The organism is Emticicia oligotrophica DSM 17448 (assembly GCF_000263195.1).
Taxonomy (GTDB): Bacteria; Bacteroidota; Bacteroidia; order Cytophagales; family Spirosomataceae; genus Emticicia; species Emticicia oligotrophica.
Map to the genome: position 1 here is coordinate 3,176,096 of NC_018748.1, position 22,295 is coordinate 3,198,390.

Below are 22,295 nucleotides of genomic sequence, written 5' to 3' on the forward strand. Positions count from 1 at the left end.
AACAAAATACAATATAACCTCATTGTAACTACAACACTAATACAAATCTGTGGTGTGAATAAATCTTTCCTCTGATGATAAAAAAGATTTCTTCTGAAAGCTCAGTTTTCACCATCTCCACAGAATAAATTTGATTTTCTATTAAATCATCCCTTGGAATCATACACCTTGCCAGAAAAGGGCAATATACTCGTTTTAATTCTCCTTGTGGATTAACCACCAAAATTGAAAATGGGTCAATAATTATTTTTGGTTCAAAACTTTTTGCCATGTTTGTAAATATTTAAGGGTAGCCACTTGACTACCCCATTTTGTTCTACTAATTCAAAAACCAACTTTCTGAGCCTGTTTGTAATGTACCTACAAGGTTATTTGTAAAGTCAAAAGCATTAACCCCTCTATCTATGAAAGTATCAATGTAACTGCTTTTGTTTGCACCCGTAAATAGGTTGTACACCTTCCAAAGGGAAATACTACCATCTTCATTTCTACAAAATGAATCATCTTTGTAGTAATCTCTTGCTATGAATCCAGTTTGGGTATCTCCAAATAAAAGTGGTGGCAATTCTTTCTTTTGTTCACTCCCTAAAAATGGATACAATCTACACTTACCCAACATTTGAGCAAATTGCTTTTCAGTCAAACTAAACTGTGTGAATGATGCCATAGCTTTGAGATAACTTTCTGCTTTGAATTGACAAATGGCTTGGAAAATCCTATCACTGAGTTCTTTCATGGACCTCACTTTGATATTTCCAGTGTAGCCATCAGACCACACACACAAATTGGTGCAGACTTTATTCTGAAAACCAATGAAAATCTTGAAAACTTCCTCAGCACCTTTTTTTGAATAGATGTTATCCAAATTATATGCTTTGACTCCACCAACAGTGAGTGTTAGTAGGTTGCCATCAATGGTTTCATGGATGGTAGGAATTTCAATAACAAAAGCCATTCTTTCATAGTAAAGTGTTTGCTCATGCTCCAATAACTCTTTGGCAGGTTTGTGTCTTGCTTCTGGAATTCTGCCCTTGATTGGATGTGAAACTCTTATGCTGGGCATTAATATATTTTCCTTGGAGTAGAGGTGATGAACAACTTGTTCAACAGATTCAATGAAATCAATGTGAGAAATCAAAGGTTCATTATCTTTCACAAATACAGGAATGATGTGCTTATGTTGCATTTCTTGAAGTGATACAGGAATTGTATTTGCCTCAATGAAGGGTTTGGCAGTGGAAATTGTACCTTCAAAGATAGTTTCCTCAAGACTAATGATTGGCTGTTTATTAACTGCGATGAGTTCCATTGGTAGAGTAGGTTTGAGGTGGGACATAAACTAATTGGTTTTTTCTGGTGCTGAAATCGGCATTATACTCCTTTTGAGTAATGACATCCAAAGACATATACAAATCTTTCAAGGTATCTACATCTTGGCAAGCATAAATCTGCTCCAAAAGAGCATCTGGTTCAATATAGGTGTCTTCCCTTTCTTGCACCTGTGCTTTTCCCTGATTACACCATGCAGCTAAAATTTTGCCTGTGTCTTGACTAATTTGAAAAGCAGGCAAATCCATGAACAAACTGGTTCTGTCTTTGGAAGCAGTGGCATAGTGCTTGACATCCAAATCAAACACAAGAGTAAACTCATAATCAGTAGAATCTCTCATAACACCCTTTAAACCAACCTTCTCAGGTACCATCTTACCATTCTTTTCATTCAAGACATAATCTTGTTTGGTTCTGATGGTAGCAATGATATGAGCCTTTGTTTGAAGCATTTTCTGAATAAAGGCATTATGTCTTGGAGTGAACTTACTCCAATTAGTGAAACTATTACCTGTAAGTTTAGAATGCTCCTCGATGATGTAATCCCATTCTTGACTTATGCCATCTATGATGATAACCTCCATTTCTGCTTCAATACAAGTTTGAATGGCTTGAATGTATCTTTCAGGAGAAAAAGGTGGTTGCAGGTCAAGGACATTATAAGCTCCTAAGTGTGCATACAAACTGGCCGAATTGTTTTCGGCATCAATGACAGCGATTTTCTGCCAGTCATTGCATAAACCATGTGCCAATAAAAGTGCCGAGTAAGTTTTACCTCCACCCGCACAAGATTGTAAAGCCATTTTGATAAATGCTTTTTTCCTTTCTGCTTGTTGTAATTGCATGATTGAAAATTGGTTAGTTAGAAAATGAAAAAGCAGTGCCTCAATGACACTGCCCTTGGTTGGTTGCAGATAAATGAAAGATTATACAAAGGCTGGCTCATTGGTTTGGTTTACCACTTCTTCCATAGTACCATTTTCTAATGGACAATAATCATAGCGATGATGTCTTGTAATGATTTCTCCTGTATCTGGAATAGTAAATTCATAAGGCTCACAGGCAGTTTTTACAATACTTCCTTGCATTTCTTTACCAAGCATTTTCTTGGCTAAAACTTCATTGAAGGTAGAAGAAATCCAGCACTTTCTTACTGTGACATAGTGTCTGCCAGTAACTTTTGATACAACAAACTCCATATCATCAGATTGAAGTTCAAGGGCAATGTAGGGTTTTCCCTCAGTTGAGGTACGTTCTTGATAAGCTGTTACAGTTACCATAATTGATAAAGGTTTTAATTGAAGAATGATTTTTGAAGTGGCAGTAAGTGGTACACTTTTAAGTTAAGCTATATTATAGTTATAGCTATTGAATTTATTAATGAGGTAACTCCAAGAAAAAGTCAAGATTTGGATTGGTTGTTTCTCATATCTATCAATTCATTTTATGGGGAGTAAGACCACTGCCTTGGATAAGTGGGGCAATAGAAATGTAACCTGCCTTTATCATTTATAGGTATAATTTTTCTTTGGAGAAGGATATGGGGGGCTGTTTGTATGCCTTGAATCAGAGGGGGGATGAAATGTAGTTGTGTGTGTAGATGTAGGTATTCCTAAATTTGTTGTGAAAAAACAAGGACTATTCACAATTAAATTATGAATAGCCCTAAGAAAATAATCATAGCCTAAAGCTGTCAACTATATTGCATTCCTATAGTGATAGTATCTTGGTAGCGAATTTTTTTTAAAAATAATAAGATGGTTTGTTGAGGATTGCTTAGGCTGTGGAACAGAATTTTAAAACCTGTAAATGTAGAGCTTTCTTCATCTGAAACATCTTTCTTTTCAAAGTAATACCCTTCACTTTGTAGAAATTTAGTTGCTTGTTCAGAAATATCATAATACAATCTTTCAGAAGCATTATTAATCATTACTCCTTTTATTTTGAATGAATGTGCCATATTTAGCATCATTTCTTCCCCATCATAAAAAAGAAAGCCATCTCTTTCATCTTCTTCAAATGTAAAGTGTGATACTTTTCTAACAAGATTAATATCTTCTTTGCTGTGAGTCAGATATAGAAAATCAACTACTTGTGTTTTGTTAAATTTTAGCCTTTCAATTGTGGCTATTAACATTTTATCATAGTCTTCCTTTGTCTTTTTGTTAGTTAAATCGTTGTAGAGGAATTTTAAGCCTTTGAAAAATGACATGGTTTTGAATAGTTAAAATTATACATGAAATACCATTTCTGTATGAAAAATACTAATGAATGGTTTTTGGGAAACAATAAATGTGACTGTTATACTTTTTTGAACATCTGTTGAATGATGAAATTTCATTTCAGTACCTTGTCCTAAAAAATTGTTAATTTCTTTTGTTTCTTTGCATTTGTAACCTTCTTGTTTTAAAAAATTAACACCCTTCTTTTGAATTTCTTCAAATGTTTTGGGGGCTAAATCAAACAATGCAATACTTCTTTTATTGAAATTAGTTGAAAGGCGAATATCATACTCAAAATCAGCTTTTGATGCAATTACCATAGTGTTAACATCTTCTTTTTTGAAATTAACACTGGCTTTTTTTCTGAAAGTTTGAACACTTTCATCAGAGGATAGTAGATATATTAATTCAACTCCTGCTAATTTAGATGATTCTAATTTTTCAATTTCTAAAATCAACATTTCTTGATATTCTTGCGATGTTCTTGGCTTAGAAGTGCTGTTTTTGCCAAATAATGATGATAAAAAAGACATAAATAATTAAGATAAAGTGAATGAAATTTATTGAGGTAAAAGTACCTTTACAGGATAAATATTCAAGTCTGATTTTGGTACTGTAAGGATTAATTTTGAACTTTGAGGGAAACTACAATTCATAAAATGGAAATAGGAACAAAAGTTAAGAAGTTGAGGGAGTTAAGAAACTTCACACAGGAGTTTATGGCAGCTTCTTTAGAGATGACACCTTCAGGGTATGGGAAGATTGAGAGAAATGAATCTGAGGTTAGTTATCAGAAATTAGAGAAAATTGCTGAGGTGCTTGGTATTAAGGTGGAGGATATTGTTAATTTCAATGAGAAAATGGTTTTTAATATCATGAATAACAACAATAGTAATAATGGCTATGTAGTTAATAATAATGCTATGTCTGACAATGAAAAAAGGCTATATGAAGAATTAATTGCTCAACTAAAAGAAGAAAATTCTACTTTGAAGAAATTTATTGAAAAACTCCATGAAAAATAGTTTTTTTGAAAAGGCATTATCTTGGTTGGGTTGGTTATAGCTGAAAATATTACCTTCCTTTGGAGTTGGATTATTAAACAAGTGTATTCAACCTACTCCAAGAGAAGATATAAAATGATAAATAAAATTCAATTAGCAGTAAAAAATCAGAGTGCCTGAAATAGGTTACTTTAGCTAAAAAAATGAATTATTTCCAGTAAGGAGGAGAAGAAGTAAATGCAACAATTCCAACATTATATGCCTTAGCCAAAGCCTTCAAATTGAAATGAAGGAACTTGTGGATTTTGAAGCCGTAACATCAGTCATTCACTGTAAGCAAAGTTAATATCTGCTGGGCATTATCAGTCATTAGATTTAAAAAATATTGAGCCATCGGCATAAACTTCTCATCCTCCACATATTTCCAATTATAAGTATCTTTTTCTGTGGTAATCAAACTTGATGGAATTTTGGGAGAGAGTTTTATTCCAACTGTTTTTTTCAAGAAAACGATATTATATTTCAAACTTGGGTCAATTATATAGGTTTTATTATCTATTGTTGTTTCACACCAAGCATGATAATCTCCAACCTTTTTCCCTTTCAGTTTTAGGTTACCATAGATGATATACTTCCCATTTTTATCAATCAGAGCTAAGTTGCCTGCCACATTTCGAGAAAAGAATCCCTTTGAATTCAAAAATTCACTTAGACAAAAGGCAGACATATAGCATGAGCCACTTGGAAAATTACCCACTAAATTTTCGAGAATTTCTTGATAATCAATACAAAGTTTATTCAGTTGGTCTATATTCATTTGATTTTTTTGTCTAATTAAATACACTTAAATAAAATAGTTTTGTTTTACTGAATTTGCTATATACTCAACCTTAATGATACAAACATTTAAATATCTTAGTTAGTATGATTTCACAGTAAAAATTATCCCAAATAAATAACCTCTTTTTCTTCTCTCTCTACAAAATATGCAACTATTTTATCTTTGGGAATGATTAATTTACATACAACAAATTCTGTTTTATAAAGTAAGCTATTTCTTTTTGCAAACATTTCAGCAATACTTTTATCTAATGTCCAGCTAAATCTATATTTTTTACTTTTGTATTCATCTTTGCTCATTCCTCTATAAATAGTTACTTCATCAGGAAGACTTTTTATAAATTCCCTTTCTGAATCTGACATTAAAAACTCCTTTTCTTTTCTATCAGATTTGAATAAATTTACTGTTAGTGCATAAGGGGCAGTACTATAATCTTGCATTGTGTAGCATTCATTCAAATATGACCAGTATTCTTTATCTGATAGTTTATCAGCATACTTACTAAAAGTTTTGATTTTATCTGATGCAGGGCAGAAGGATAAAATATAATCAATATCAAATCCTTTTTTAAGAGTAATGAGACTTAATTCATTTATTAGGTTGTCTGCAATTATCCAATCTATATCACTAATTTCTTTTTTCCTGAGAATCCTTGCTATATGCTTAATTTTTTGCTCAATTTCTGCTTTACCTATGATTTCAGCTTGTGTGCTTTTCATCTCCTCCCATTTTTTTTTGAGGTCTTTAAAAGCTTCTTTAAATTCTTCTTCTGTTGAATACTCAATAAGTTTTCCCATGTTTAGCATTTTCTATTATTATAAAATAACTCAGATAAGAGTTGCTCGGATTTTAAATACTTCAGCACTATTTTTAATATAGTATGTTTTTTGCCAGATAATTATGATTAAACTAATTTAAAAGCAAATCGCTAATTTTCTTACTTTTATCAAAATTCTGGTTTTTTATTTGATTATATGTACCTAACACAGCTCGAAGAAGCCTTCCAAAGTTGGCTATTTTAACAGGATTATAATATAGAAAGTTAATCATTATCAAAGAATAAGTATCGAGTGTTAACATAGCTGAGTTTTCCAAATTATCATAAGTTCTATTGTTAATATTATGATTTTTATCAGTGTGATATTTCACTAAAGTATTCATCCAAGCTTCTGGTTTAGTATCAAAATGTGCTGGTATTCTTTCAATAAAGCTTCTTTTTGAAGCCATACCAACATAAAAAAAGCTATTAGCTTCATCTTTAAAGAGATATACGCCTCTTCCACCTCTTAAAGCTTTACCATTAAAGAAAATCAAATCTTTAAGTGTTAAGGTCTTTAGTGGCAGACCATCTATTAGATTAAGTTTTTCAATTAACTCAAGGACAGTTAATCCTTCTATCTCTTCAAAGTTAAGTAAGTAATCATTCATGATTCCAAAATTTCATTTAGAGTAAAAATTAAAGCATCCTGTGGTTCTATACGCAATTTACTTTGAATGGTATTTTTTTAAGAATGTATATGATTAAAGCTGAAATTTTGAGAATTAATTTGAGAATAACAAGTAATTTTTAATTCAAATTTTATCTTTTTCATTTAATACAACTCTAAAGGTTAAAAAAATAATTATTCAATCTTGCATTCATTTTGTTTAACTTTACACAAATATTTATTCAAAGTGTAGATGGTTCAAATAGAAAACAAACGATTTTCCTTTTCAGGACATGAGTCCTTTCAATGTCGTAGTTTATGGTTAAAAAAAGGATATGATTTTATAAATAGTGGCAAGTCTTTCAATGATGAGGATGCTGTTGTAATATTGGGTGTAGGAAAGAATATGGTAGCATCTATAAGATATTGGATGAAAGCTTTTGAATTGTTAGATTCAGATGATATTCTAACTGAATTAGCACATAAACTCTTATCTAATGATGGGTGGGACCCCTATTTGGAAGATGAAACAAGTCTGTGGATTTTACATCATCACTTAGTTACAAAGGGTTATGCCACGATTTATGGATTAACGTTTAATGAATTAAGGAGAGAAAAAATTGAGTTCACGAAAGATAATTTTTTAGCATTTATCAAACGTAAGTCAGAAATATTAAGAATAAACACAAATGAAAAAACTGTTGGTGATGATTTTGATGTGATGATAAAATTATATTGTAGGCAAGATTCAAAAGATAAAGAAGATACGCTTTCAGGTCTTCTTTCTGAGCTTGAAATTATTAAAGCCCATAATAGAGAGAAAGATGTATATTTTATAATTGAAAACACAGAAAGACCCAATTTATCTGAATATGCAATACTTTACAGTATTTTGTGCGACCAATCATTTAATATGTCAGTTAGCTTAGCATATTTAGAACAAGAGCCCAACAGTGTATCAAGTATATTTGCTTTAAATCGTTCTGGATTAGTAAATAAAATTGAGGCATTGGTATCAAATGATGCTAATATTACTTACAGTGACCAAGCTGGTATCCGAGAATTACAATTTAAAGCTAAACCAACACCTTTTGAAGTATTAGATAAGTATTATGCAGCAAAATAGTCAATATACAACATCAGTTAATATTATCCGTGATGAAAATAGGGATTTGATTTATCATCCAACTCCTAACTCAACAAGAGTAGTAAATCAAATTGCCAATGATTTTAAGAAAGGACTACGTTCTTTCAATATTATTGGCACTTATGGCACAGGTAAATCTTCATTTCTTTGGGCTTTTGGGCAAAGTCTAAGTGCTAAGAAAGTGTTTTTTAATATTAACTTGGTAACAAATCCTTCTCTTAAAATAATAAACTTTGTAGGTGAATATAAATCTATTACAGAATCATTTGCAGAATATTTCCATGTAGAAGAACATCAGAATAAACCACAGCATATACTATCTGAAATTTATAATCAATACCATGAATTAGGGGGAAAAAGCCCTTTATTAATAATTGTTATCGATGAGTTAGGTAAGTTTTTAGAATATGCTGCTCAGCATGAACCAGAGAAAGAACTTTATTTCATTCAACAACTTACAGAGTTTGTAAATAATTCTGACTACAATATTTGTCTAATTACTACTGTTCATCAAAGTTTCGATGGTTATTCTTTTTCACTATCAAATACACAAAGGCAGGAATGGACAAAAGTAAAGGGTAGATTTAGAGAAATTACTTTCAATGAGCCAGTAGAGCAATTACTATTTTTGGCTGCTGAACATATAGACAATCAAACAAAAGAAGAAGGAGATAGTGATTCAATAAAGAGGGCATTAAAAATTACAAAAGACACCAAAGCATTTAGTTTAGATAAGGATTTTGCTATTCAAATAGCTAATAAGCTACATCCTTTAGATTTGTTAGCTGCTAATATACTTACTTTGTGTCTTCAAAAATATGGTCAAAATGAAAGGTCTCTTTTCTCATTTTTGGAGTCAACTGACCATACAAGTTTAGCCAAAGTAAAAATTACGTCAAAAAATCCATTCTACAATATTGCCAACGTTTATGATTATCTGATATTTAATTTTTATTCTTTTATAAATACAAAGAATAATCCTGATTTTTTAGCTTGGACAAGTATTAGAAGTGCTTTAGAAAATGTTGAAAGGTCATTCGATGATAACCTTGAAGAATATGACAAACTGATAAAAACTATTGGTTTATTATCTTTAATAAGTCCTAAAGGTTCTATTTTGGATGAAGACTTTTTAATTAATTATTCAAAAACTTGTTTAGGGATTAAAAAACCTACAATCTTAATAGAAGCCTTAGACCAAAAAAAAATAATACTTTATCGTAATTATAGTAAACGGTTTGTGCTATTTGAGGGTACAGACCTTGATATTCAATTAGCTCTTAATGAGGCAGGTAATAAAGTTAGTGAAATTAGTGATGTTGTGACTCTTTTAAAGAAATACTATCAACTACCACCCATTTTTGCTAAGATGTATTCTTATGAAACTGGCACACCCAGAATATTCGATTATGTTATTTCAGATAAACCTATTAGTAATGCTCCAATTGGAGAAATAGATGGATTTATTAATCTAATTTTTAATGAACAATTAACTGTATCACAGGTCAAACAAAAGTCTTTAGAACAAGAAGAAGCCATTATCTATGGTTTTTACCATAATGCAAAAAAAATAAAAGACCAGTTATTTGAAATTGAAAAAACCCAAAAGGTAATTGAAGAAAATAAAGATGATAAAGTAGCATGGAGAGAGTTACAAAATGTACTGATTCATCATAAAAATTTATTGAATCACTATATCATTGATGGGCATTATAATGGAGAAGTGACTTGGATTTTTAAAGGACAAGAAAAAAGGATACAAAATCAAAAAGAATTTAATAAGTTCATATCACAAGTTTGTTTAGCAGTTTATACGGACACACCATGTTTTAAGAATGAGTTAGTCAATCGACATAAAATTTCAGCATCAATACATTCTGCAAAAAAGAACTATTTTAAAGCACTCGCAAATAATTGGGGAGAATTGGACTTAGGGTTTTCCAAGGACAAATTTCCACCTGAAAAAACTATCTATCTAACACTGTTAAAAAACAATGGCATTGATGTTTCTTCCAAGAAAGTAGATGACATAAATATAAAAACAGGAAATAATTTTATTCCACTTTGGAAAGCATCAATAGAATTTTTAGAAAGCTCGAAGACAGCAAAAAGAAAAATATCAGAATTAAGTACTATTCTTAGCAAAAGACCTTTTAAACTTAAACAAGGATTAATTGATTTTTGGATACCAAGCTTTCTGTTTATTACAAGAAATGACTATGCTTTATTTGGAGAAGGAGGATATATACCTGTACTAAATGAAGAAGTATTGGAATTATTAACCAAATATCCTGAGAAATATGAGTTAAAGACATTTTCAGTAGAAGGAATAAAACTTGACATATTTAATAGTTATAGACTCCTTTTGAACCAAACAACGGGGGAAACTATCTCAAATGATACTTTTATTGAAACAATAAAACCATTTTTAACCTTCTTTAAAAATTTACCTGAGTACTCAAAGAATACAAAAAGACTAAGTAAGGAAACTTTGGCGATTAGAAATGCAATTGCTAATTCAAAAGACCCAGAACAAACATTTTTTACTGATTTTCCAACAGCATTAGGCTTTAATTTGGGTAAACTACAGAGTTCAAAAGATGATTTGCAAGAATATACAATTAAACTTCAAGATGCAATACGTGAACTAAGAACCTCTTTTGAGGAATTGGTTAATAGGATTGATTTATTTATTCAAGATGAAATTATTGGAGAAAGAGTTGAATTTGAAGTTTATAAACCATTACTTCAAAAAAGGTATCAGAAATTAAAAAAGCATCTCTTATTAGCTGCACAAAAGACTTTTGTTCAAAGACTTGATTCACAATTAGATGACCATAAAGCATGGTTAAGTTCTTTGACCCAAGCCCTTATAGGTACTACCTTAGAAAAATTAAAAGATAATGATGAACCATTAATTTATGAGAAATTCAAATCTATGATTTTGGAGCTTGATAGCTTAACAAAAATATCAAAATCAGATTTCTCAGAAGAAAAAGAAGATGTAATAAGTTTGGAGATAAATTCATTTAACTCAGGTAGTAGTAAAAAATTGATTAGATTGCCTAAAAGTAAGCAAGCAGAAGTTAAACTAATTGAAGAATCTATACGTTTAACTTTATCGAAGGATAAAACCATGAATATTGCAGCATTAACAAATCTACTTAATGAATTATTTAAAAATGAGTAAAGTAAGACATGTATTAGGTATATCAGGTGGTAAAGACAGTGCTGCATTGGCGATATATATGAAAAATACATATCCTGACTTAGACATTGAATACTATACGTCTGATACTGGTAAAGAGCTTGATGAAACATACAAGCTCATTGATAACTTAGAAGTTTACTTAGGTAAAAAAATAATTCGTTTAGCAGGAGCAGAAAACAGCCCAGAGCTACCATTTGACCATTTTCTTAAAATGTATGGGGGTTTTTTACCTTCTTCCAATTCAAGATGGTGTACAAAAAAACTAAAACTTGACCCATTTGAAAAATTTGTGGGCAATGACCCTGTAATTTCTTATGTTGGTATTAGAGGAGATGAGGATAGAGAGGGTTATATCTCCAAGAAAAACAATATTCAGTCTATTTTCCCTTTCCGTCGTAATATTTGGAGTGAAGATGTAATTTCAAAAGTACTATCCAATAACAATATTAACAAAGTAATTGAGATATTCAATACTCTGGAAGAAAATGAGAAATCTATTCGCTTCAATGAAGTCTTACTAACTCCACTATCATTATCCTATGGTTTGCATCAAAAGCTAAATCAATTATTGGATTTGAGTGTTAAGGATTTTAATAAAATAGTTTTTACATTTATTCAATCAACTGAATACCCATTAGCTAAAGAATCATCTTTCCCTTTAGTAGATAATGACGATGTACTAATTAGAAGTGATATTTTTAGAATATTAGAAACGAGTGGTGTTGGTGTACCTGAATATTATAAAGAAGTAGAGTTTGAAGTAAATGGAAAAAAAGGAACTTATGCGAGAAGTCGTTCAGGTTGCTTTTTTTGTTTTTACCAGCAAAAAATAGAGTGGGTTTGGTTATATGAACAACACCGTGAGCTTTTCTTAAAAGCAATGGAATATGAAAGAGATGGATACACTTGGATACAAGATGAACCTTTATCTGAACTAATAAAACCTGAGCGAATTCAAAGGATTAAAGAGGATTATATTAAAAGAACTCTTAAAAAAAATAAATCACAATCACATTACTTGCTTGATATTCTTGCTGATGCAGAAGGAGAAGGTTGTGCAAGTTGCTTTATTTAAATGGAAGATATAATACTTTATTTATGCAATTTATCAGATAATCAAGAATCTTTTAATAAATATCATGCTTTGCATATAAATATTGGAAGTTTCCAAATTTCTATATCATTAAATTTAGAAAAGTCATTTATTAATGCTCTTCCAACAATCAATAATATAAACAATTTAATTGATTTTACAGCAGATACATCAGTCACTAAATTTAGAATTTCAATTAGTAACAATTTAGAAAAAAGCAATATAAATGAGACATTGGACGAAGTCAATAGTGAACGTAATTTTGTAGAAAGACCAATATCTATTGCAAATACAATATTACAACTGGTAAAAGACTTATCCACTATTCATGATAATTTAGTCAGTAGCTATAATTTTATAAGTGATAACTCAAATACTGATAAGCTAAAATATATTGGAGAAATTTCAATAAATGTACAAGTATTAGAATTAAAAACTGTCGAAAAAATTATTCATTCAATTAGAACAGCCAAGGTAGTAAATTTAGAATCTATTTATTGCAAATCATACTATAGATATGAGAAACCAAAAAATATTACTTCAGTTCAATTTCTAAATACTAATACTAAGGTTAGAAGATTGGGGTATCTTAAATTATTTTTTAGATTTATTAGAGATAGGAAAAAAATACCTGAAGGATTTATAGACAAGAGATTTGAAGAGTACAGTTTGTTGTTTACTTCACAATTGAATGACTTAGTTAATAATAAGGGAATTATTCAAGACTTTAGAGGGAAATCGGCACAACCCTATATAACACTACTAAAAGAAATGGATTTGATTACAACCATAAATAGAGCTGTTGTACCAACAAAATGGTTAAAAACTTACTTAACAATTCGTGATTTTTTTACTGATAATAGTCTTGAAGTATTTGTTTTAGATAAAATTGATAAACTATTCTTTTTGGAAGTTATACTAAAAAAAGACTTTTTATACACTTCAATAATCCTTGAATTTTTGTATGTTAGACCAGTTTCTTCATCAAAACAAATTATTGAACAATTTCAAAGTTTACTCATATCGAAAATAAAAAAAATATCTAATCAAATAAATAATAAGAATAATAAATCAATTTCTCTACTTAAGGAAATTGAAAAAAGGGTAATTAGCTGGAAAAAGCCTGAAAAATATCTTGAACACATTATAATACCAAGATTAAATTGGTTAGCAGACCTCGACTTAATAACATTAGATAATAATCTAATTAAAATAAATGATAATTGCATAGAACTTGTTAGTGAATTAAATTCATGGATTGATATTGAAAATGGATATGTATTAGATTCATCTGAATTTATTAGAAGTTTTTATCCACATATTTATTCAAAGTCCTGTAATGGTAATTATGGGGCTATCCCTAAAAAAGAACTAATAAATAGTTTAGTCGATGAATATATTGACCAAAGTTTTTCACTCTTTAAAACGCTTGCCCCAAATCGTGTAACATCATCTCAAGCATTTACTTTTACAAAATATTGTTTATATTTAAAAAATAATATTTCTATCAGTGAAAGTGCTTTATCCACAATAATTGAAGAAAATTTTCCAAATAAATATATATATAAATATCAATCCAGTTATGGTGATGGATATATTCAAAAAATTCAACCCCAATAAATTTTATGCCTTATTCTGATTTATTTAATCTCAAATCAAATCCTTTTAGATTAATTCCAGCAATTAATCCTGATGAAATAATTTGGGCAGGATTTCCAATAGTTAAAGCAAAGTTTGAAGGTAGAATTAAAAAGGCAATTAAAATACCTAATTCATCTTTAGTTTTGAATTGGGGTGAGTATGGTAGTGGTAAAACACATGCTGCAAGGTACTTCGGAAAACAGACTGTTTTAGAAGATTTAGCTCGAGATAATGGGAATATACCTTACTTTTTATTCATTACTTTGCCTAAAGGTAAATCACCAATTGATGATTTTTTTATTTCCATAATTGATAAAATAGATATTTCTAACATTCGTGAAATATTTACTCCAAAATCAGATGAATTATTTTTAAAATCCAATAAGGAACTGACGGATTTTATAGATACAATTGGAGATAACATTTTCATTAAAAATGTAGCAAAAGGCTTCTTCAATAAAGCTATTGACGTAAACTTATTTAGAAGATATTTATATGGTTCTACAAATACTTCTGATAATAGAACTCTCACAGATTTTGGCATACAACGGGTTTTAAACCCTGATACCGACTATGCAAAACTACTTGCAATAATTTTTTCTTGTTTAACTTTTAAGAAGTTGTTTTTTTCCTCAATTATACTCTGGATTGATGAATTTGAAGATATTGCAATTCTAACTAAAGTTAATGGTGATAAAACTAACTCATTTTTAAGAGAACTTTTAGACAATACCCCCAATAATTTATTGGTGTTTCTTAATCTTACACAAACATCCCTTTTTAACATTGAAGATTTAGGAGAATATATTAGTGAAGCTGTTAAATCAAGAATTAAAGATAGAATTAACTTTGAAATCCCTCAACAAGCAGAATTATTGGAGTATGTTGCTGAACTTTTAGAGGCATACCGTATTGAAAAGGATGTTGCAGGTGAAAATAAATATCATCCATTTAATGAGGGCTTAATTCAAACCATTGCTACTGACCTTGGAAATGTTTCTCTTAGAAAATTTAATGAAGCTCTTGGAATGCTAATTGAGTTAGCTGAAATGGAAAACAAAACACCTATTGATAATACCTTTTATCAAGAAAATAAAAGCGATGTAATTGGTTGGAAAGAATAAATAATGGAATATATTTTTGATGCTTGTACAGTTATAAATTTACTTCATATAGATGAGGATGAATTTTTATTAAAGAAAATTTCAAATCTTAATTTCAAAATATGTACAAAAGTTTTTGAAGAAATAAATAAAAACATTTTTGTAAAATTTAAAAATATACAACCTTACCCTAAAGACAGAGTTGATTCAATTAGTTCTAAATTAATTTGTATTAGAGAAAAAATATATACTAAAGAAGATTATTTAGATTTGAATGACTCAGTTTTGGAGGTTTTAAAATACACAAAAAAAAATGGAGAGTACTATAGTATCCTCTTAGGATATTACTTAAATACTTTTGAGAAAGCACATATTCTTTTTTATACGGATGATTCACCTGCAAAGTTTTTTTTTACTCCCCATTTAAGTCAAAATCAAATAGGATATATTCAAGATAGTGTCGACTTACTTATTTTTCTATATCGGCAGAATCAAGATTTTACTTCTAATCATTTAAAGAAATATCTATCATCACTTTATTCTGAATATGCAACCGAATATACATTGTTAGAAAAAGAAATGAATAATTTTGAAGTACCAAAAGGTCAAATTAAAAATAAAGATTTTAAATTAAAATTAGGACAAATTAAGTATGCGATTAATGAATTTAAACTTGAAGGTATTTATGAATTATATAAAGATGTAATTAGTGATTCTAAAAAATATGGTATTTTACGCGATATTCTTTTAAAACACTCTTCTTTTTTTGAGAGTAGAATACACTCTGATTATTTTAATAAAATCAAAACCAGTATTGCTCTTGTTGATTCAAAATCTTATTTTAAATACTTTCATAATTAAATTTGCATTTTAGAAATTATTTTTAACCATCAAGCAAATCAATAAAACAGTTTTCATTCTGCAAAAAGAAAGCTGGATTTTCCTCTTTTTTAGACCTAATAATATCAAAACCACCATTTGCATAGTCTTCTAATAATCCACGTAATTCAGTAATCTTTTTCTCAACTTTTTCTTCTTCAAGATTTTCTAATTCATTGAAGTTAAAACCTGACTTTGCTAAAACCCCCATGATGATATAGTCTGTAATATCTTGAGGTTGCCATGCTCTCATTTCTATAAATTTGCTTGTTTCAGTTCCATAAGCAATAGGCACTTTATAGTCTTTCTTTAAACCTAATAATGCAGCATACATATACATCTCATAGCGAGTAGAGAAATATTTCCCCTGTTTCCATCTTGTTTCCTCGTTACTTGTACCAGCTTTCCCCCCCTGTTCAATAGTAAAATCTAATATCATTTGATAATACTGGTTATCATATTCTGGAGCTCTATCTTTTATTCTTTTTAGCAATTCCATATTAATTCAACTTTTCAATGTTAGTAGATAAACTATTTCTATTACTTCTCGTATTCTCTGTAATAGAAGGTGTAATCAAATAAACTTTACCAAGTTTAATCTCAGAATCAGTCAATAATTGTTCTCTAAGCTTAATGTTTTTATAAAACTCTTTACTCATGATTATACTTTGTCTATAAACCTTACTAACTGTCTTACAAAATCCTATTGTATAATCTTCTCCAAATACAGACATAGGAGCATCTGTAATCAATGTGTATAAATCCGTATCTCTTGAACCTTGTCGTGCAGATATAATAGCCATAATAGTTGCCAACTTTATAAGTATAATATTACCAGTATTCAGCTGTAACAACACATTACCATTTTCATCTACTAATTCAGGCATATAATTCTTTCCATTACTTAATTCTCTTAGTCTAATAACTCCCCTTGAAGACATATTATCTTGAGTCATTTCTAAGTAATGTTTATTGGCTTCTTCTTCTAACACTTTAACTAATTTATTAAAAACTCGTTTTCTCGTAGAATGAGCCACCTGATAAAATTCATCTAAAACTCTTACTTTATCCAATAAATAAGCTGGAATCTCACCAACAACTAATTTACTTAATTGAGCCTCAATAGTTAATAATTCTTCTTTTTTCCTTGATATAATATTAGAATTTGAAATAATTTCATTGCTTGAACGTCTCACTAATTCATTTTGAGCAGAATATTCGTTCAAAAGGTTATTTGCTTGGCTTACATTTAATGCTGCATCCACTATTAAACTGTTTTTTTCAGACTCAATTTTTAATAAATCTTCTGATAAAGCTTTCCTTTTTTTATCAAGCTTCCTCAATCTTCTAAAGGTAGAGGAAATATCATCATCAATATTTTTAATATTATGACTCAACCCAAGCCCATTTTGGTATAGTTTTTTTAAATCTCCACTAAAATTATGTACACTTTTTTCTTCATCCTCTAAAGTTTTGATTTTCATTTTAGAACGGTCCATAAGCTCTTTCATTTTAAGCCAAGGGACTGAATCTTTTGGAGCTTCCCTGTCACAAACTAAGCATCTTTCTATGCCTAACATGTGTTCAAGATGGATTGGTTCTGGAACATCAATAGGTAATCTTGCTTGTAACTCTATCAGTAAAGCATTTTCTGAGTCCAGTTTTGCTTTAATATTTGCTTCATTTTGTAACTTTACTTGCTCAAACGAACTATAAATTTTACTGTATTCTTCAAATAAATTTTCAGTTCCTTTCAAAACCCACTTATTAGTAAACATGCGTTTATGAAGGTTTTTCTGCTCTTCATGAAATTCATCTTGTACATCATTCAAGTTTTTCTCTATTGAGAGTCTTTTTGCTTCTATATCTTGTATGCTTTTGGCATCAGCAAATTTATTCAAAAGAAATTCTGACTTCTCCTCTGCAATTGCTAAGTTATCCCTTATCTGTATATCTTGGAGTTCAAGAGCTTTTATCTGTCTAATTAACTCCTGCCTCTTCAACTCTAACTGCTCACTTTCTCCCTTATTACTGCTTAAGTCACGTTGTTTTTTATTATATTCCTTAGATGATGATTCTTTTAAATTTTCTGCGATTGCAATTATATTATCAAATCGAGTAATATTTGATAAAACATTAATTGCTTGGGTCAATGTATCGCTCTTATTAAAATCAATTATTGATTCAACTTGTTCTCCTTGAAACCACATATATGGTTTAATATTATCTGGTAATATATTATTCTTTATTCTTTTTATCTCATCTCTGTCTTTTATTTCTCTTGCATTTAAAAAGGATAACTCTTTAAACCAAATTATTTCCTCACTGTCTTGGTCTTCCTTAATAGTTTCTCCAGACTTATTAATTGTATATCTCCTTTCTAAAATATACACACTATCTTTTTCTGTATTATGAAAGGTAAGTATTACTGACGCTGTAATATTACCATCTTCTTGTTCTTTTATTGCTTTGTCTGAAACTATTAATCTTTTCAAAGAACTTGTTTCTGCAAACTTCTTTAAGGAGGTGTCAAAGCATCTATTGTACATTACCCAATAGAAAGCATCATATAGTTTAGATTTACCATAACCATTATCACCTATGATAACATTTATACCTTCAGTAAAATCAAATCTGTTTGTGCCAGCATAACACATGAAGTTGTTTAGTTCTATGCTTTTTAGTATCATGATTGCCTATTCATTAATGTGTTTATCTTCTTCTCTGTTACATTTGAACTTTCCTTAGTCACTTCACCTTCAATAGCTATCTTAATTACATCAATCAAGTAATTCCCTGTGAGTGATGACCATTTATATTTGTTAGCTTCTCCTTCTTTCAAATATTTTTTTTCTAAAAATAAATTATCCTCTAAGTAGGCTCTTAGTATATCTTCTTTAGTCATTGTTTTTCAATTTATTGTGAATTGTATAAATATTCAAATCATAATGTTTACAAATCTCTGAAAATACATTTTCTGTTTCAAAAGGATTAATAGCCAAGGATGCAAAATACATTACCCTTTCTAACTCTTTTTCAACTAAACTTCTTTCCACTCTAAATGTATCAGAATCAGCATTTGAAGATGTTAAATCAGGTATTACTATAAGGTCGTGTATAACAGCAATATCTTTTTGTGGATGAGTACGTAAAATCCTTCCTCTCCTTTGAATAAATTGCCTTGGATTTCCAGTGCTTGAGCAAAAAATTGCATGTTCAGCTCTTGGAATATCAACACCTTCATCTAAACATTTCATTGATGCAATAACATGAATTTTGCCATCTCTAAATTGGTCTAAAACTTCATTTCTGTTTACCATTCCACTTACAAATTGGTTCACTTTAATTGAATCATCAATTTTACCAATCTCCCTTGTATATTGATTTATAATTTTTATTGTCTCTTCATCACTATTTTCATCCTCAGTTAATTCTTGAGTATTACCTTCTGGAACATACACAAAAGTATAGTTGAGATTACCTTCTTTCTCAAAACGAGTTTCTAAAATCTCTCTTGTTTTTGGTAATTTATTTACTGCTTTATGAATTATTCTCTTTCTTTTCAAAAGCAATTTTTCAACAATATCATTTTCACCAAAGCTATCTGATTTATTGTTGTAAAATTTTGCAAGTTTTTTTGTTATTTCAATATATTCGATTAATTCTGCTTCGACAAGAGTTACAATATGTGGATAATAGTAGTATTTACAAAGTATTCCTTCTTCTATTGCCCGTTCCATTGAGAATGAATAGGTATATGGTTCTTTATCATCAAAGAAACCTTCCATAGCCGCACTGCCCTCAATATCATAAATTCTCTTAGGAGTAGCCGACAATCCAATACGTTTTTGAAGAGTTAATTTTGATAAACTATTAAGTACACTTTTGGAACCAATATTATGGGCTTCATCTGCTATAAATAATGTATCATCAGGTAAAGCCTTAACATATCTCTGAAACCTTTCTTTTATAAAGGAAGCATAAGTGGTAATAATTACAAATGGGGTTGGTATTCTTTTAACAGTTGAAAGGGTTGTAGCTAAATTACTTTCCCAATCAACTTTGGAAGAGACTTTTATAATTTCTAAAAAGTTAAATTTTTTAGCTTCTTCTTCCCACTGATTTACTAAGGTAATGGTAGGAACTAAAATCAAACAATGGTAGATATTACTGTTCTTTTTATTTATTTCCTGCAAAAGGCAGTTTAAAGATGTAATAGTTTTTCCTGTACCTGTTGCCATAGCAAAGATACCTTTATAGCTATTATTCTGCCAATTATTGTAGGCTTGGGCTTGATAATCCCTTGGGCTTCCTCCATTTGGGAACTTTGGTTGTTGTTCTATTTCTTCAAATTTTTCAATCTTTTTATATGCAATTTTTAAAGTTTTATTTAGTTTTTCATTTACTGGTAGTTTTGTTTTCTTTTCTAAAAGATATTTTTCTTCTGCCAATAATTCGTTAATAGATTTTTCACCAAACTCACTTTTAATAGCAACTAAAATATTATCCACTTTTAAATATTCTACAAAATCTGCATGTCCTTCAAAAATTTCATTAAAATACCTACTTTGAGCATTAATCCATTTATTTGACCTACCATTTTCCCAAGACATGAAACTATCTAACTCTTCAAGATTTTCTAACAAACCATAAGCTGTAAAGTTACAAGAAGCTTTAAATCCAACTTTATTTTCACTATCACCAAAAATACCAGATTTGTAATGAGATATGCCTTTGCCAATCTTAGGTTGAATAATTTGTATCCTAATTCTTTCTTTGGCAATCAACCATGCTAAACATTCAAAGAAATGTTTTCCATATTCATCTAAAGTATTTTTAAGACTTTTTATATCATCCAACTTTATACTTGAATAATTTACCTTCCCCTCATAACCATTCTTGATAGCCTCTTTGTCTTGTGGAGATAGTATGTTATTGATTACCATTCTCATGATACCTCCTGAATAAAGGAAATTAGCAAATCCGAGAGACAAAACATTAATTGCAGTAGAACTAAAATAGCCTAATAACAAATCAAACGATTTACTATTGCACAACGCATCTATATAAAACTGGAGAGGTTCATTATCACTTCCAGTTTTATAATCCCTATCCTCTGACCAATCAACAGATTTTAACATCTTATCTAAAATTACCTTTTTAAGTATGTAGTAATAATATTAATCAGCTCATTTACTTCTTCGATAGTATTCTTTTTACTAAGAGATAATCTCAAGCTTCCTAGAGCTTGCTCCTCAGATAATCCCATTTCAATTAATACATGTGATGGTTGTACTAAAGCGGCAGTACAAGCTGAACCATTACTAACTGCAATATTTTTATATTTGTCTATAAAAAAGTTTGCATCAAATGAAGGGAAACAAATATTTAGAGTATTGTAAATTCTATTACTCTTATTTCCATTAGAATATGTTCCTTTGATTTGTAAAAGCCTATCTTCTAATTCATTTTGTAAGTATTTAACATACTCAGAATTAACTTTCATTTCCTCTAATGCAATTTCACAGGCTTTACCTATTCCAATAATTGCAGGAACATTACTTGTGCCACTTCTTAGCCCATATTCATGTCCTCCTCCATGAAGCTGAGTATCAACTTTAATACCTCTTTTTATAAAAAGTCCCCCAATACCCTTTGGTCCATAAAACTTATGAGCTGAAAAACTTAGCAAATCAATATCCAATTCATATACATCAATAGGAATTTTGCCCACTGCCTGTGTTGCATCTGTAAAAAAGATTGAATCATTTTCGTGTGTGAGCTCAATAATATCTTCAATTGGTTGAATAACCCCAGTTTCATTATTTACCCACATTATAGACACAATAATTGTATCTTTCCTAAGAGCATTTTTAAACTCTTCTATATCAATTATTCCATCATTTTTTACAGAGATATATGTTACCTCAAAACCAATTTGCTCAAGATATTTACAAGTATCTAAAACTGCTTTATGTTCAGTTTTACAAGTTATGATATGTTTACCTTTACTTTGGTAAGCGATTGCACAGCCTTTTAATCCAAGGTTTATGCTCTCAGTAGCACCAGATGTGAAAATAATTTCTTTAGGTTCAGCATTTAATAAAGAAGAAATTTGTTCACGAGCCTTTTGAACTGCATTATTTATACGTTTCCCAAAATGATGACTACTTGAGGAATTACCAAAATCATTTTTGAAATAAGGCAACATTGATTCAAGCACTCTCTCATCTAATGGTGTAGTAGCATTGTTATCAAAATATATTAATTCAGAGGTATTCAATTGAAAATTAATAGTTCATTTGTGTTAATGGATAATTTATGTGTACAATTTTACTGAATATTACCTTATTAAACAACAGGGATTTATTAAATGGTATTTCATTTTCAAAGCTAAA

21 protein-coding genes are annotated in these 22,295 nt (G+C 29.7%); 7 read left to right on the forward strand and 14 right to left on the reverse strand.

The features are described 5' to 3' along the window. Positions 1 to 28 precede the first annotated feature (28 nt). From EMTOL_RS13250 to EMTOL_RS13275, 6 genes are all read right to left on the reverse strand, one after another. The gene (locus EMTOL_RS13250) at positions 29 to 271 is read right to left on the reverse strand and encodes a hypothetical protein (protein WP_015029806.1); all 243 of its coding nucleotides are present in this window, start codon (positions 269 to 271) and stop codon (positions 29 to 31) included. 48 nt (positions 272 to 319) lie between these two features. Then, positions 320 to 1,309 (reverse strand): DUF3871 family protein, encoded by a 990-nt coding sequence (locus tag EMTOL_RS13255; protein ID WP_015029807.1) that lies wholly within the window; start codon positions 1,307 to 1,309, stop codon positions 320 to 322. After that, positions 1,290 to 2,174 carry an AAA family ATPase gene (locus EMTOL_RS13260; RefSeq protein WP_015029808.1) on the reverse strand — a complete coding sequence of 295 codons (885 nt, stop codon included), beginning with the start codon at positions 2,172 to 2,174 and terminating at the stop codon, positions 1,290 to 1,292. The genes EMTOL_RS13255 and EMTOL_RS13260 overlap by 20 nt, the downstream gene beginning before the upstream one ends. Before the next feature lie 81 nt (positions 2,175 to 2,255). Continuing rightward, a complete protein-coding gene (locus EMTOL_RS13265; protein ID WP_015029809.1) occupies positions 2,256 to 2,609 on the reverse strand; it encodes a hypothetical protein in 354 nt (117 codons plus the stop codon). A gap of 413 nt (positions 2,610 to 3,022) precedes the next feature. Further along, the gene (locus EMTOL_RS13270) at positions 3,023 to 3,541 is read right to left on the reverse strand and encodes a hypothetical protein (protein WP_015029810.1); all 519 of its coding nucleotides are present in this window, start codon (positions 3,539 to 3,541) and stop codon (positions 3,023 to 3,025) included. Positions 3,542 to 3,559: 18 nt separating this feature from the next. Then, positions 3,560 to 4,084 (reverse strand): hypothetical protein, encoded by a 525-nt coding sequence (locus EMTOL_RS13275; RefSeq protein ID WP_015029811.1) that lies wholly within the window; start codon positions 4,082 to 4,084, stop codon positions 3,560 to 3,562. Between the two features lie 126 nt (positions 4,085 to 4,210). Here EMTOL_RS13275 and EMTOL_RS13280 point away from each other — a divergent pair, with 126 nt between their 5' ends. Continuing rightward, on the forward strand, positions 4,211 to 4,576 hold the full coding sequence (locus EMTOL_RS13280) for a helix-turn-helix domain-containing protein (RefSeq protein ID WP_015029812.1): 366 nt from the start codon (positions 4,211 to 4,213) through the stop codon (positions 4,574 to 4,576). A 298-nt stretch (positions 4,577 to 4,874) separates the two neighbouring features. On the opposite strand, the gene EMTOL_RS13285 is transcribed toward EMTOL_RS13280, so the two are convergent. The 3 genes from EMTOL_RS13285 to EMTOL_RS13295 form a co-directional block, all read right to left on the reverse strand. Further along, a complete protein-coding gene (locus tag EMTOL_RS13285; RefSeq protein WP_015029813.1) occupies positions 4,875 to 5,372 on the reverse strand; it encodes a hypothetical protein in 498 nt (165 codons plus the stop codon). A gap of 125 nt (positions 5,373 to 5,497) precedes the next feature. Continuing rightward, a complete protein-coding gene (locus EMTOL_RS13290) occupies positions 5,498 to 6,193 on the reverse strand; it encodes a hypothetical protein (RefSeq protein WP_015029814.1) in 696 nt (231 codons plus the stop codon). Positions 6,194 to 6,305: 112 nt separating this feature from the next. Then, a complete protein-coding gene (locus EMTOL_RS13295) occupies positions 6,306 to 6,824 on the reverse strand; it encodes a hypothetical protein (protein WP_015029815.1) in 519 nt (172 codons plus the stop codon). A 252-nt stretch (positions 6,825 to 7,076) separates the two neighbouring features. On the opposite strand from EMTOL_RS13295, the gene EMTOL_RS13300 reads away from it, so the two are divergent. From EMTOL_RS13300 to EMTOL_RS13325, 6 genes are read left to right on the forward strand one after another with little or no spacing between them, the layout of a single operon-like run. Beyond that, the gene (locus EMTOL_RS13300; RefSeq protein WP_015029816.1) at positions 7,077 to 7,949 is read left to right on the forward strand and encodes a DUF4007 family protein; all 873 of its coding nucleotides are present in this window, start codon (positions 7,077 to 7,079) and stop codon (positions 7,947 to 7,949) included. Next, positions 7,936 to 11,160 (forward strand): hypothetical protein, encoded by a 3,225-nt coding sequence (locus EMTOL_RS13305; protein WP_015029817.1) that lies wholly within the window; start codon positions 7,936 to 7,938, stop codon positions 11,158 to 11,160. The genes EMTOL_RS13300 and EMTOL_RS13305 overlap by 14 nt, the downstream gene beginning before the upstream one ends. Beyond that, positions 11,138 to 12,256 (forward strand): phosphoadenosine phosphosulfate reductase family protein, encoded by a 1,119-nt coding sequence (locus tag EMTOL_RS13310; RefSeq protein WP_015029818.1) that lies wholly within the window; start codon positions 11,138 to 11,140, stop codon positions 12,254 to 12,256. Before EMTOL_RS13305 ends, EMTOL_RS13310 begins: the two co-directional genes overlap by 23 nt. Next, a complete protein-coding gene (locus EMTOL_RS13315; RefSeq protein ID WP_015029819.1) occupies positions 12,257 to 13,894 on the forward strand; it encodes a hypothetical protein in 1,638 nt (545 codons plus the stop codon). A gap of 5 nt (positions 13,895 to 13,899) precedes the next feature. Further along, a complete protein-coding gene (locus EMTOL_RS13320; RefSeq protein WP_015029820.1) occupies positions 13,900 to 15,039 on the forward strand; it encodes an ATP-binding protein in 1,140 nt (379 codons plus the stop codon). A gap of 3 nt (positions 15,040 to 15,042) precedes the next feature. Next, positions 15,043 to 15,879 carry a hypothetical protein gene (locus tag EMTOL_RS13325; RefSeq protein WP_015029821.1) on the forward strand — a complete coding sequence of 279 codons (837 nt, stop codon included), beginning with the start codon at positions 15,043 to 15,045 and terminating at the stop codon, positions 15,877 to 15,879. A 22-nt stretch (positions 15,880 to 15,901) separates the two neighbouring features. Here EMTOL_RS13325 and EMTOL_RS13330 read toward each other — a convergent pair whose 3' ends face one another. Genes EMTOL_RS13330 through EMTOL_RS13350 form a run of 5 tightly spaced genes read right to left on the reverse strand, consistent with a single transcriptional unit; the run spans position 15,902 to position 22,180 of the window. Continuing rightward, the gene (locus EMTOL_RS13330) at positions 15,902 to 16,396 is read right to left on the reverse strand and encodes a DNA phosphorothioation-associated 4-like protein (RefSeq protein WP_015029822.1); all 495 of its coding nucleotides are present in this window, start codon (positions 16,394 to 16,396) and stop codon (positions 15,902 to 15,904) included. Between the two features lies 1 nt (position 16,397). Further along, positions 16,398 to 18,554, reverse strand: a complete 2,157-nt coding sequence (locus EMTOL_RS13335; protein WP_305953238.1) for a coiled-coil domain-containing protein — start codon at positions 18,552 to 18,554, stop codon at positions 16,398 to 16,400. A gap of 29 nt (positions 18,555 to 18,583) precedes the next feature. Then, a complete protein-coding gene (locus tag EMTOL_RS13340) occupies positions 18,584 to 18,802 on the reverse strand; it encodes a hypothetical protein (RefSeq protein ID WP_015029824.1) in 219 nt (72 codons plus the stop codon). Beyond that, entirely contained in the window at positions 18,795 to 21,038 is a 2,244-nt protein-coding gene (locus EMTOL_RS13345) for a DEAD/DEAH box helicase family protein (protein ID WP_015029825.1), read from the reverse strand. The genes EMTOL_RS13340 and EMTOL_RS13345 overlap by 8 nt, the downstream gene beginning before the upstream one ends. Before the next feature lie 11 nt (positions 21,039 to 21,049). After that, the gene (locus EMTOL_RS13350) at positions 21,050 to 22,180 is read right to left on the reverse strand and encodes a cysteine desulfurase family protein (RefSeq protein WP_015029826.1); all 1,131 of its coding nucleotides are present in this window, start codon (positions 22,178 to 22,180) and stop codon (positions 21,050 to 21,052) included. Positions 22,181 to 22,295: the final 115 nt, after the last annotated feature.

Excerpts from the sequence above, each read along its gene's own strand:
- EMTOL_RS13335 (WP_305953238.1), bottom strand. The coding sequence starts at position 18,554 with ATGTGTTATGCTGGCACAAACAGATTTGATTTTACTGAAGGTATAAAT.
- EMTOL_RS13250 (WP_015029806.1), bottom strand. The coding sequence starts at position 271 with ATGGCAAAAAGTTTTGAACCAAAAATAATTATTGACCCATTTTCAATT.
- EMTOL_RS13320 (WP_015029820.1), top strand. The coding sequence starts at position 13,900 with ATGCCTTATTCTGATTTATTTAATCTCAAATCAAATCCTTTTAGATTA.
- EMTOL_RS13345 (WP_015029825.1), bottom strand. The coding sequence starts at position 21,038 with ATGTTAAAATCTGTTGATTGGTCAGAGGATAGGGATTATAAAACTGGA.
- EMTOL_RS13330 (WP_015029822.1), bottom strand. The coding sequence starts at position 16,396 with ATGGAATTGCTAAAAAGAATAAAAGATAGAGCTCCAGAATATGATAAC.
- EMTOL_RS13310 (WP_015029818.1), top strand. The coding sequence starts at position 11,138 with ATGAATTATTTAAAAATGAGTAAAGTAAGACATGTATTAGGTATATCA.
- EMTOL_RS13325 (WP_015029821.1), top strand. The coding sequence starts at position 15,043 with ATGGAATATATTTTTGATGCTTGTACAGTTATAAATTTACTTCATATA.
- EMTOL_RS13275 (WP_015029811.1), bottom strand. The coding sequence starts at position 4,084 with ATGTCTTTTTTATCATCATTATTTGGCAAAAACAGCACTTCTAAGCCA.
- EMTOL_RS13305 (WP_015029817.1), top strand. The coding sequence starts at position 7,936 with ATGCAGCAAAATAGTCAATATACAACATCAGTTAATATTATCCGTGAT.
- EMTOL_RS13280 (WP_015029812.1), top strand. The coding sequence starts at position 4,211 with ATGGAAATAGGAACAAAAGTTAAGAAGTTGAGGGAGTTAAGAAACTTC.
- EMTOL_RS13265 (WP_015029809.1), bottom strand. The coding sequence starts at position 2,609 with ATGGTAACTGTAACAGCTTATCAAGAACGTACCTCAACTGAGGGAAAA.
- EMTOL_RS13300 (WP_015029816.1), top strand. The coding sequence starts at position 7,077 with ATGGTTCAAATAGAAAACAAACGATTTTCCTTTTCAGGACATGAGTCC.
- EMTOL_RS13295 (WP_015029815.1), bottom strand. The coding sequence starts at position 6,824 with ATGAATGATTACTTACTTAACTTTGAAGAGATAGAAGGATTAACTGTC.
- EMTOL_RS13290 (WP_015029814.1), bottom strand. The coding sequence starts at position 6,193 with ATGGGAAAACTTATTGAGTATTCAACAGAAGAAGAATTTAAAGAAGCT.
- EMTOL_RS13255 (WP_015029807.1), bottom strand. The coding sequence starts at position 1,309 with ATGGAACTCATCGCAGTTAATAAACAGCCAATCATTAGTCTTGAGGAA.
- EMTOL_RS13285 (WP_015029813.1), bottom strand. The coding sequence starts at position 5,372 with ATGAATATAGACCAACTGAATAAACTTTGTATTGATTATCAAGAAATT.
- EMTOL_RS13270 (WP_015029810.1), bottom strand. The coding sequence starts at position 3,541 with ATGTCATTTTTCAAAGGCTTAAAATTCCTCTACAACGATTTAACTAAC.
- EMTOL_RS13340 (WP_015029824.1), bottom strand. The coding sequence starts at position 18,802 with ATGACTAAAGAAGATATACTAAGAGCCTACTTAGAGGATAATTTATTT.
- EMTOL_RS13315 (WP_015029819.1), top strand. The coding sequence starts at position 12,257 with ATGGAAGATATAATACTTTATTTATGCAATTTATCAGATAATCAAGAA.
- EMTOL_RS13260 (WP_015029808.1), bottom strand. The coding sequence starts at position 2,174 with ATGCAATTACAACAAGCAGAAAGGAAAAAAGCATTTATCAAAATGGCT.